This is a genomic window from Streptomyces sp. ATLC9 (genome assembly GCF_057196705.1).
Genome location: NZ_JBXUOY010000017.1, coordinates 25,916 through 36,759 on the forward strand (window position 1 = coordinate 25,916; position 10,844 = coordinate 36,759).

At 74.8% G+C, this 10,844-nt stretch carries 8 protein-coding genes; 7 read left to right on the forward strand and 1 reads right to left on the reverse strand.

All coding sequences use genetic code 11. From position 1 onward, the window contains the following. The first annotated feature begins 221 nt into the window (after nucleotides 1–221). From AC2CJA_RS03630 to AC2CJA_RS03660, 7 genes are all read left to right on the forward strand, one after another. Nucleotides 222–1,016, forward strand: coding sequence for an AfsR/SARP family transcriptional regulator (locus tag AC2CJA_RS03630; RefSeq protein ID WP_241713489.1), 795 nt, complete (start codon nucleotides 222–224; stop codon nucleotides 1,014–1,016). Between the two features lie 192 nt (nucleotides 1,017–1,208). Next, on the forward strand, nucleotides 1,209–2,774 hold the full coding sequence (locus AC2CJA_RS03635; RefSeq protein ID WP_484601187.1) for an acyl-CoA carboxylase subunit beta: 1,566 nt from the start codon (nucleotides 1,209–1,211) through the stop codon (nucleotides 2,772–2,774). Between the two features lie 293 nt (nucleotides 2,775–3,067). Then, nucleotides 3,068–4,336 (forward strand): beta-ketoacyl-[acyl-carrier-protein] synthase family protein, encoded by a 1,269-nt coding sequence (locus AC2CJA_RS03640; RefSeq protein WP_241713487.1) that lies wholly within the window; start codon nucleotides 3,068–3,070, stop codon nucleotides 4,334–4,336. Then, entirely contained in the window at nucleotides 4,333–5,607 is a 1,275-nt protein-coding gene (locus AC2CJA_RS03645) for a ketosynthase chain-length factor (protein WP_484601182.1), read from the forward strand. The genes AC2CJA_RS03640 and AC2CJA_RS03645 overlap by 4 nt, the downstream gene beginning before the upstream one ends. 85 nt (nucleotides 5,608–5,692) lie before the next feature. Next, on the forward strand, nucleotides 5,693–5,968 hold the full coding sequence (locus tag AC2CJA_RS03650) for an acyl carrier protein (protein ID WP_484601183.1): 276 nt from the start codon (nucleotides 5,693–5,695) through the stop codon (nucleotides 5,966–5,968). Between the two features lie 137 nt (nucleotides 5,969–6,105). After that, nucleotides 6,106–7,989 carry an acyltransferase domain-containing protein gene (locus AC2CJA_RS03655; protein ID WP_484601184.1) on the forward strand — a complete coding sequence of 628 codons (1,884 nt, stop codon included), beginning with the start codon at nucleotides 6,106–6,108 and terminating at the stop codon, nucleotides 7,987–7,989. 291 nt (nucleotides 7,990–8,280) lie between these two features. After that, nucleotides 8,281–8,910, forward strand: coding sequence for an SRPBCC family protein (locus tag AC2CJA_RS03660; protein ID WP_484601185.1), 630 nt, complete (start codon nucleotides 8,281–8,283; stop codon nucleotides 8,908–8,910). A 467-nt stretch (nucleotides 8,911–9,377) separates the two neighbouring features. Here AC2CJA_RS03660 and mreB read toward each other — a convergent pair whose 3' ends face one another. Beyond that, a complete protein-coding gene (gene mreB, locus AC2CJA_RS03665; RefSeq protein WP_484601186.1) occupies nucleotides 9,378–10,406 on the reverse strand; it encodes a rod shape-determining protein MreB in 1,029 nt (342 codons plus the stop codon). Nucleotides 10,407–10,844: the final 438 nt, after the last annotated feature.

Below are 10,844 nucleotides of genomic sequence, written 5' to 3' on the forward strand. Positions count from 1 at the left end.
TCGGACGGCTGAGCGTTCGAATCAATCGTGACGATTGTGTGATCCATGCCGCCGGGGAGCCCAGTGCGGCGTTCACCACCGGCCCATGAGATTTTCACGACCGCGCTCATGAGCACCTCACTGTGCGCCGCTCCCGCACCGTGCGAGCCTCACTCAATGCTCCGAGAGGAACCGTCAGGCGGACTGCCGGCGGATTGAGCTCGACAAGGGGAGAGCACACCATGGAGATCAAGGTTCTGGGTCCGCTCGCGGCGGTGGAGCGGGGAGTGTCTGTGGTCCCGAGCGCCGCCAAGCCGAGGCAGATCCTCGCACTGCTCGCACTCCAGGCCGATCACGTGGTGACCGTGCCGACCCTGATGGAGGAGATCTGGGGCGAGAACGTCCCGCGCAGCGCCGCCACCACCCTGCAGACCTACATCCTCCAGTTGCGGCGCAGGATCGCGGTGGCACTGGAGGGCGACCCGGCGCGGGAGGCCAAGGACGTGCTGGTCACCCAGCACGGCGGCTATCTGCTCCAGGTCCAGCCCGGCCAGGTGGACGTCCAGGAGTTCGAGCAGCTGGCCGCGTCCGGCCGGGCCGCCTACGACGCCGGCGACGACCGCACGGCCTCCGAGATGCTGGGCCGCGCGCTGAAGATGTGGCACGGCCCCGCACTGGTGGACGTGAGGGTCGGCAGCGTCCTGGAACTGGAGGTCCTGCGTATGGACGAGGACCGGATGGCGGCCCTGGAGCGCCGTGTCGACGCCGACCTGCGACTGGGCCGGCACACCGAACTCGTTCCCGAGCTAAGGGTACTGGCGGCCCGTCACCCCATGCACGAGAACTTCTGCGCCCAGCTGATGGTGGCCCTGCACCGCTCCGGCAACTCCTGGCGGGCCCTGGAGGCGTACCAGCGGCTGCGCAACACGCTCATCGAGGAGCTGGGAATGGAGCCCTCGCCGAAGCTCCAGCGGCTGCACCACGCGGTGCTCTCCGGCGATCCGCAGCTGGACGCCACGGCGCACGCGGCGCGCTGACCGGCGCCCCCGGCTGACAGGGGGCGCGGCGCCGCGCCGGCCGGCCGACGCGGAACGGACGCGGGAACGACCCGGCGGCTGCTCCAGCCGACCTCTAGGCGGCGTTCCTACGTTCGGCCGATGACGATCCTCGACGACATCACGACGAGTGCGCCGGCATCGCGGACCGCCCCGGACCGGGCACCGGACCGGATGGTGGAACCCGGCCCCGACCTGCGCCGGGCCACCGCGGAACTGCTCCGCCTCAAGGAGGAGGTGGGCCGGGGCCCCGACCCGGACGCCACCCGCCGGCAGCACGCCAGGGGCAAACTCACCGTCCGCGAGCGGCTGGAGGTCCTCTTCGACGAGGGCACCTTCACCGAGATCGAGCCGCTGCGCCGCCACCGCGCCACCGGCTTCGGCCTGGAGGACCGCAAACCGCACGGCGACGGCGTGGTCACCGGCTGGGGCACCGTCCACGGCCGCACCGTCTTCGCCTACGCCCACGACTTCCGCGTCTTCGCCGGCGCCCTGGGCGAGGCCCACGCCGCCAAGGTCCACAAGGTGATGGACCTGGCGCGGGCCGCGGGCGCGCCGCTGGTCTCCCTCAACGACGGGGCCGGCGCCCGCATCCAGGAGGGCGTGACGGCGCTGGCCGGCTACGGCGGCATCTTCCGCCGCAACACCGCCGCCTCCGGGGTCATCCCGCAGATCTCGGTGATGCTGGGCCCGTGCGCGGGCGGGGCGGCCTACTCCCCGGCGCTGACCGACTTCGTGTTCATGGTCCGCGACACCTCGCAGATGTTCATCACCGGCCCCGACGTCGTCAAGGCGGTCACCGGCGAGGAGATCACCCACAACGGGCTGGGCGGCGCCGACGCGCACGCCGCCGGCTCCGGTGTGGCCGGCTTCGCCCACGACGACGAGGCCGAGTGTCTGGAGGACGTGCGCTACCTGCTGTCCCTGCTGCCGTCCAACAACCGGGAGCTGCCGCCCGCCGTACGCGGCGCCGACCCGGCCGACCGGCGCTGCGAGGCGCTGGCCGACCTCGTCCCGGCCGACGGCAACCGCGCCTACGACGTGCGCGCGGTGATCGAGGAGATCGTCGACGACGGCGAGTGCTTCGAGGTGCACGAGGCATGGGCGCGCAACGTGGTGTGCGCGCTGGCGCGCATCGACGGCCAGGTGGTGGGCATCGTCGCCAACCAGCCCCAGCAGCTGGCAGGCGTGCTGGACATCCACGGCTCCGAGAAGGCCGCCCGGTTCGTCTCCACCTGCGACGCCTTCAACATCCCCCTGGTGACCCTGGTCGACGTGCCCGGCTTCCTGCCGGGGGTGGACCAGGAGCACGGCGGGATCATCCGGCACGGGGCGAAGCTGCTGTACGCGTACTGCAACGCCACCGTGCCGCGGATCTCGCTGGTGCTGCGCAAGGCCTACGGCGGGGCGTACATCGTCATGGACTCCCAGTCCATCGGCGCGGACCTGACCTACGCCTGGCCGACCAACGAGATCGCGGTGATGGGCGCCGAAGGCGCCGCGGGGGTGATCTTCCGGCGGCGGATCGCCGCCTCCGACGACCCCGAGACCACCCGGGCGGAACTGGTCGAGGAGTACAGGGCCGAGCTGATGCACCCCTACTACGCGGCCGAGCGCGGCCTGGTCGACGACGTCATCGACCCCGCCGACACCCGGCGGGTCCTGGCCCGGTCCCTGGCCATGCTCCGCCGCAAGCAGGCCGACCTGCCCGAACGCAAGCACGGCAACGTCCCGCTGTAGTGCCCAAAGGTCCTCGGAGGCGGTGGCCGCCGGCCCGTCCAGGCAGGCGCGAGTCCCCGTCTAGGGACGGCTTCAACCATGAGTTCACCGGAAGCGGCGGCGCGTCACGAGCGGGCGGCCGCCCGGTCCGGCACCGGGGCGGGAAGGGACCGACCCCCGAACCGCCCCGGCCGCCGAAAACCTCAGCAAGCGCCACGAGAGCGTCACGGACGAAGGGAACGGCAGTGGCCCGCACAGTTCCAACCGCCGGATGCCGACAGCGGCACCCGGTCCCGTCGAAGGGGAGGTAAGCGGTGGTACGCAGAGTCGTGATCACAGGTCTGGGCGTCGTCGCCCCCGGCGGGGTAGGCGTCAAGGAGTACTGGGAGCTGCTCACCGCGGGACGCACCGCGACCCGCGCGATCTCCTTCTACGACGCCTCCCCCTTCCGCTCGCGGGTCGCCGCCGAGTGCGACTTCGACCCCGCGGCCGCGGGCCTGAGCCCGCAGGAGATCCGCCGGCTCGACCGGGCCGCCCAGTTCGCCGTCGTCTCCACCCGCGAGGCGCTGGCCGACAGCGGTCTGGACGTCTCCGCCCTGGACCCGTCCCGGATCGGCACCTCGCTCGGCAGCGCGGTGGGCTGCACCACCAGCCTGGAACGCGAGTACGTGGTGGTCAGCGACGGCGGCCGCAAGTGGAACGTCGACCACGAGTACGCGGTGCCCGAGCTGTACCGGCACTTCGTGCCCAGCTCCATGGCCGCCGAGGTGGGCCAGGAGGCCGGCGCCGAGGGGCCGGCGGCGGTGGTCTCCACCGGCTGCACCTCCGGCCTGGACTCGCTCGGCCACGCGGTCGAGCTGATCCGCGAGGGCACCTGCGACGTGATGATCGCGGGTGCGACGGAGGCGCCGATCTCGCCCATCACCTCGGCCTGCTTCGACGCCATCCACGCCACCACGCCCCGCAACGACACCCCCGAGAGCGCCTGCCGCCCCTTCGACCGGACCCGCAGCGGCCTGGTCCTGGGCGAGGGCGCGGCGATCCTGGTCCTGGAGGAACTGGAGAGCGCGCGCAGGCGCGGGGCCCACGTCTACGCGGAGATCGCGGGCTTCGCCGCCCGCTGCAACGCGTACCACATGACCGGTCTCAAGCCCGACGGCCGCGAGATGGCCGAGGCCATCGACGCCGCCCTGGACGAGGCCCGCATGGACCCGACGGCGATCGACTACATCAACGCCCACGGCTCCGGCACCAAGATGAACGACCGCCACGAGACCGGCGCCTTCAAGCGCAGTCTGGGCGACCACGCGTACGCCACCCCCGTCAGCTCCATCAAGTCGATGATCGGCCACTCGCTGGGCGCCATCGGCTCCCTGGAGATCGCGGCCTGCGCCCTGGCGATGGAGCACGGCGTCCTGCCGCCCACCGCCAACCTGCACGAGCCCGACCCCGAACTCGACCTCGACTACATCCCGCTGACCGCCCGGGAGAAGAAGACCGACACGGTGCTCAGCGTCGGCAGCGGCTTCGGCGGCTTCCAGAGCGCCATGCTGCTCGCCCGGCCGGAGAGGAGTACCCGATGACAGCGACACCGACGGCGCCGGCGGTACGGCCCGCGCCGGCGGCCGCGCCGGCCGTACGGACCACCGCGGTCGTGACCGGCCTGGGCATCGCCGCCCCCAACGGCCTGGGCACCGAGGACTACTGGAGGGCCACCCTGGCCGGCGAGAGCGGCCTGGGGCGCGTCACCCGCTTCGACCCCTCCCAGTACCCCTCCACCGTCGGCGGCGAGGTCCCCGGCTACGTCGCCGAGGAGCACATCCCCAGCCGGCTGATGCCGCAGACCGACCACATGACCCGCCTGGCGCTCACCGCGGCCGACTGGGCCGTCGCCGACGCCGGGATCGTCCCCGGCGACCTGCCCGAGTACGGCATGGGCGTGGTCACCGCCGCCTCCGGCGGGGCGGTGGAGTTCGGCCAGCGCGAGCTGCAGAACCTGTGGAGCCAGGGCAAGGAGTACGTCAGCGCGTACCAGTCCTTCGCCTGGTTCTACGCCGTCAACACCGGGCAGATCTCCATCCGCCACAAGATGCGCGGCCCCAGCGGGGTGCTGCTCACCGAACAGGCCGGCGGCGTCGACTCCATCGGCCACGCCCGCCGCCACGTCCGCAAGGGCGTGCCCGTGGTCGTCACCGGCGGCGTCGACGCGGCCCTGTGCCCCTGGGGCTGGGTCCCGCAGATCGCCTCCGGCCTGATGAGCACCGTCTCCGACCCCTCCCGCGCCTACCTGCCCTTCTCGGCGGAGGCGAGCGGGTACGTGCCCGGCGAGGGCGGGGCGATCCTCATCGTGGAGGACGCCGACTCCGCCCGGGAGCGCGGCGCCGAACACGTCTACGGCACCGTCGCCGGCTACGCGGCCGGCCTCGACCCCGCGCCCGGCAGCGGCCGGCCGCCCGCGCTGCGCCGGGTCGCCGAGACGGCCCTGGCGGACGCCGCACTGGCCCCCTCGGACGTCGACGTCGTCTTCGCCGACGCGGCGGGCACCCCCGAACTGGACCGGGCCGAGGCGAAGGTGCTGGAGGACCTCTTCGGCGCCCGCGGCGTGCCGGTCACCGCGCCCAAGAGCATGACCGGGCGGCTGCTGGCGGGAGGCGCCGCGCTGGACGCGGCCACCGCGCTGCTGGCACTGCGAGACGGCGTCATCCCGCCGACCGCGGGCGTCGCCGAGGCCGACCCCGGCCACCGGATCGACCTGGTCACCGGCGCCCGCGAGGCGGACCTGCGCACCGCGCTGGTGCTGGCCCGCGGCCACGGCGGCTTCAACGCGGCGCTCGTCCTGCGCCGCGCCGGCTGAGCCGCGCCCACCGAACCGGGCCACACCGGCCCCCGACCCCCCACGAGTACCGCCTCGTCCACGCACACCACAGAGAGGAACCAACATGTCCGCGATCACCACGAAGACCGAGGTGACCCTGGCCGACCTGACCAGGATGCTGCGCGAGAGCGCCGGCGAGGAGGAGGGCGTGGACCTGGACGGCGATGTCCTGGACACCCCGTTCATCGACCTCGGCTACGACTCCCTCGCACTCCTCCAGGTCATCGGCCAGATCCAGCGCGAGTACGGGATCGCGATACCGGACGACGCGGTCGTCGACGCCGAGACGCCGCGCGCTCTGCTGGAGCTCGTCAACTCCGGCCAGGCGTCCCCCGCCTGAGCCGGCCCCGGGCCGCCCTGCCGAACGCTCTCCGGCAGGGCGGCCGTTCCCGCTCACCCCACCTTCCCTCCCCTCTCCCGCCTCCCGCTTGCCGAAGCCATCCGCCGCCGGGGACCCGGCCGCCGACAGGAGGGCCCATGCCGCTCACCGAACACACCGCAGTGGTCCGCAGACTCGTGGTCAGCACCAAGGGCGCGCCGGCCGGGGAGACCGGCCGCGGGGAGCCGGTCACGGCCACCGCCGCCGCCGTCTCCGCGGTGCTGCGGGCCTTCGGCCGCTCACCGGAGGACCTGCCCGCGCGTACGGCCGTCTTCGTCGGCGCCGCCCGCACCGCCGCGGGCCTCGGAGCGGAGCACGAGGGGTTCCCCGTGCACACCGCCTCCTCGCCCGGCCGCGCACTGCGCCGGGCGCACCGCGAGCTGCTCGCCAAGAACGTCGACCTCGCGCTCGTCGCCGGGTTCGGCGAGCCCCGGGCGGAGGCGGTCACCGTCCACGCCGTGCGGCGGGCTGCCGAGGCCGTCGCGGACGGCGACTCCGTGCTGGGCGTACCGGACTTCTCCGGGGAGGCCCCCGCAGCCCCCGGCACCGTTGACGACGCACCCGTGATCCACCCCCTGCGGTACGGCGGCCGCGGCACCGACCCCGCTGGCGTACGGCTGCTGCTGTGGTCCGGCCGGGACGAGGCCGACGAGGCCCGGGTGCGCGGCGAGCTGCGCCCGATGGTCGACCGGCTCTTCCCCGAGGCCTTCCCCGCCCTGCCCACCGCGGTGCCCTGCGGGCAGGAGCCCGGCCCGGTGCGCGCCGCGGCCGTCACCACCGCCGAACGGGCCGCGCGGGCGGTGCTCGGGGCCAGGGCCGTCACCACCGGCAGGCCGCGCCCGGTCGCCCTCCTCTTCCCCGGCCAGGGCTCCCAGCACACCGCGATGGCGGCCGGGCTGTACGGCCGGGAGCCGGTGTTCACCGCCGCCATGGACGCCGTGCTCGACCTGTTCGGCGAGGACGGCGAGGACGTCCGGGCCGACTGGCTCGCCGACGGGACCACCCGCGCGCCGAAGATCGGCATCGACGACGTGCGCCGCGCCCAGCCGCTGCTGTTCGCCGTGGACTACGCGCTGGGCCGCACCGTCCTCGGCTGGGGCGTGCGCCCCACCGCCTTCCTCGGCCACAGCGCCGGAGAACTGGTCGCCGCGGTCTTCACGGGCGTGGTGTCGCTGCCGGACGCCGTCGGCATGATGCGCGAGCGGGTGCGGTACGCCGTGGAGATCCCACCGGGCGGAATGCTCGCCGTCGGCGCCTCCGAGGAGGAGCTGCGCCCGTACCTGCGCGGCGACGTGGCCATCGCCGCGGTCAACGCGGGCCGGCAGACCATGCTGGCCGGCTCCCGCGAGCCGCTGGGCGAGGTCGAGGCGGCGCTGCGCGCCGACGGCCACACCGTCGTCGCCGTCCCCGCCACCAGCCCGTTCCACTGCCCGGCGATGGCGCCGGCGTCCGAGGCCGTCGAGCGCGCCTACCGCGGCGTACGGCTGCGCCCGCCCGCCCTCCCCCTCTACTCCGGCTACACCGGAGGCCCGCTGAGCCCCGAGGACGCCCTGCGGCCGGACTTCTGGGCCCGCCAGCTCACCGACACCGTGTACTTCAGGCCCGCGCTGGACGAACTGCTCGCGGCCGACGACATGCTGCTGATCGAGGCGGGTCCCCGGCAGACACTCACCGCGTTCGCCCGCCGCCACCAGGCGGTGCGGCTGAAGGCCAGCGCGGTGGTGCCGATGCTGCCGGCCCGGCCCGGCGGGCCGGAGGGGGACCGGCGGTCGGTGCTCACCGCCGCGGCCCGGCTGTGGGAGGAGGGGCACGTCCTGAAGCCGGACGCGGTGAGCCGCCTGTGGAACTGGAGCGCCGGCGCCCCACTCACTGCGCCCGTCCCGGAGGCTCCGGGGGTTCCGGTGGCTCGGGAGGAGGCCCGCGCGGGGGCTCCCGCAGCGGACGGCCGCCTCGGGGAACGCCGGCCCCTGACGGCCGTATGAGCACCCGTACGGCCCCGGCGAGGACCTGGTGGCGCGTGTACCGGTCCCTGGCGGCGGGGAGCGGCCGGATGCCCCCGCCGCACCTGCCCCTCCCGGTGCCCGGCCACCACGGCTGGCTCCTCCCCGACGTCCCCCGGCCGGCGTGGCGCCCGCGGGCGTAACCCGAACGGCTCCCGAGCGCAGGACACCGGGAGCGCGCGCATCCAGCCTTGCTGTGTAGAGGTGGGCCCGGACGGGCCGGGGCGCTCGGCCGATCGCGTGGCCGGCGCTGTCGCTCGCTGGAGGTGCCGGATGCCGCAGGTGCGGGTGTACGTGTCCATACCGCTGCCGGTGGAGGAGGTGTTCGGGCGCCTGGCCGACGGGTGCGGGCTGGCGGCCTGGCACTCGGGTGTGGTCTCGGTGCGCCCGGTGGATCCGCGGGAGGGGGAGTACCGCTACCGGTTCCCCGGACGGCGGCGCGAGTGCGTGCTGCGGCGGGTGGTGTGCGAGCCGCCGCGGCGGGTGTCGTTCCAGGGGCAGCGGATGTGGACGCCGCTGGGATGGCAGATGCCGCGGTTCGACTTCCGGCTGTGGCCCTGGGAGGGGGGCGGATGCCGGGTGGAGGTGGGGGTCAGGTGCGCGCTGGGGGGCGCGATGGTGCTGCTGTGGCCGGTGGTGGCGTGCGGGTGGCGGCGTGATCTGCCGGCGGACGCGCAGGCGCTGTACGAGCGGCTGACGGGCTCGGGGGTGCGGGAGACGGGGACCGCCGTGACCGAGGCGGTCTCCCTCGGCCCGGGGACCGGCCCCGAAGCCGGCCCCGAAGCCGGTCCCGGCCCGGACTTCGGGTCGGCCGAACCGGCCTGGAGGCAGGCCGGTGGTCCGCCTGCCGTCCCCTCCCGGCCGCCCCGCTCCGGGCATCGCTTCCCGGCCCCGAACGGCTGATTCCCGGCGCCCCGGGACAGGACGGACGGGACGGATAGGCTGTGGCCGGAGAACCGATACGGCCCCCGGGGGATGGATGCCGTTCACACTCAGCCACGCCGCCGCCGTACTCCCGGCGCTCCGCGCTGGTCGCCGGGACGCTCACCCCGGACACCGCGTACTACGCGGACAGTGTCGCCCCGCGGCTCATGGGGCTGGGCGAGCACACCCACTCGGCGCTCGGCACGGCCACAGTGGACGTCCTGATCGCGGCGGCGCTGCTGGGCGCGGCGGCGGAGCCGGAGGCCGTCCCGTGGGACGGGTACGTGCCCACCGCGCTGTTCGGCGCGGGCGCCGGGCTGGCGATCGCCCTGCCGCTGTACGCGGTCGTGATCCGGGCGCCGGCGGCGGTGCGGGAACGCCGTGCGGCCCGTGCGGACGGCGCCGGCGTGTCCGGCGCGGAGGCCCCGCGGCCGGCGGACGGCCCGTCAGCGGCTGAGCGGATCGCGGTGCAGCAGCCGGACCCGCCCCTCCAGCATCGCGCCCAGGCCCTCCACCGCGCAGACGGCCGGCTGCTCGGCGACGTGCACCGGCATCCCGGTGGCCTGCCGCAGCATCGAGTCCAGTCCCGGCAGCATCGCGCTGCCGCCCACCAGCATGATCCCGCGGTCCGCGAGGTCGGCCACCAGGTCGGGCTGGCACTGGCGCAGTACGCCGCGGATGGCGTCCACCATCGCCGTCAGCGGGGGCCGGATGGCGGCGCGCACGCTCTCGGTGTCCACGCTCACCGTGCGGAACAGCCCGGTGGACACGTCCCGGCCGTACACCTCGGCCTCGGTCTGCTCCGGCGGGGCGACGGACATCGCCAGGTGCAGGGGGTGGACCGCCTGGCCGGGGAGCATCAGCTCGTGCCGGTTGCGCAGGTGCTGGACGACGGCGCGGTCGATGATCTCGCCGCCGACCGGCACCGTCTCGGAGGCGACGATGGATCCCAGCGAGAGCACCGCGACGTGCGAGGTGGCCGCACCGCACATCACGATCATGGTGGCCTCGGGCTCCTCCACGGGCAGCCCGGAGCCGACGGCCGCCGCGATGAGGCTGTCCACCAGCTCCACCCGCCGCGCGCCCATCCCGGTGAGCGTCTCGATCGCGGCGCGCTGGACGAGCGGCTCGGCGTCGTGCGGGATGCACACGGCGGCGCGCAGCATCGGCTTGCGCCGCCAGGCCCGGCGGACCCGGTCGCCCACCAGGGCGCGCAGCATCCGCCGGGCCATGTCGATGTCCACCACGGTGCCGCCCGACACCGGCCGCACCACCCGGATGTGCTCGGGAGTGCGGCCCACCATCCGCTCGGCCGGGGCGCCGACCGCGATCAGGGCTCCGGAGCGGGTGTTGACGGCGACGGCCGACGGAGCGTCCACGATGACGCCGAACCGTTTGAGGTAGACCCGGGTCCTGGCCGCGCCGAGGTCGACGGCTACGGAACAGCGGCTCAGTTGCTCAAGACTGACGGTCACAGCGGTATCTCCCCGGACATGGCTCGACACGGGCCGCCGCCCGGCGGCCCCGATCCTCATCGTGGGGGCCGGGCGGCGGTCCCGCGCGCTGGACTGATCCGGATGGGCGAGGGCCGCCACGGCGTCCGAGTCCCGCGTACCGCCGGGAAGGTGATGGCCGGTCAGGAGGCGGATCCGGACACGGCGGGCTCCCGGCGCCCTGCCCCGAGCGCACGCCCGGGCGCGGGCTCGGGGCAGGCTCGTTGTTCAACCGGCTGACCGGCTGACCGGCTGACCGCTGTGGGGCGGGTGGAGAAGGCGACCGGCGTCCGCCGGGCGCGGCCTCGGCCGGCGGACGCCGGGACGGCACCGGGCAGCAGGAAGGGAGCCGGCCGCCACCGGTGTGCGGGCGGGCAGGTCCGCGATGCGGCGCGGGACGGCGCGTGGGAGGCGCGGCAC

Coding starts and splice junctions, on each gene's coding strand:
- AC2CJA_RS03655 (WP_484601184.1), top strand. CDS start 6,106: ATGCCGCTCACCGAACACACCGCAGTGGTCCGCAGACTCGTGGTCAGC.
- AC2CJA_RS03650 (WP_484601183.1), top strand. CDS start 5,693: ATGTCCGCGATCACCACGAAGACCGAGGTGACCCTGGCCGACCTGACC.
- AC2CJA_RS03645 (WP_484601182.1), top strand. CDS start 4,333: ATGACAGCGACACCGACGGCGCCGGCGGTACGGCCCGCGCCGGCGGCC.
- AC2CJA_RS03630 (WP_241713489.1), top strand. CDS start 222: ATGGAGATCAAGGTTCTGGGTCCGCTCGCGGCGGTGGAGCGGGGAGTG.
- AC2CJA_RS03635 (WP_484601187.1), top strand. CDS start 1,209: ATGGTGGAACCCGGCCCCGACCTGCGCCGGGCCACCGCGGAACTGCTC.
- AC2CJA_RS03660 (WP_484601185.1), top strand. CDS start 8,281: ATGCCGCAGGTGCGGGTGTACGTGTCCATACCGCTGCCGGTGGAGGAG.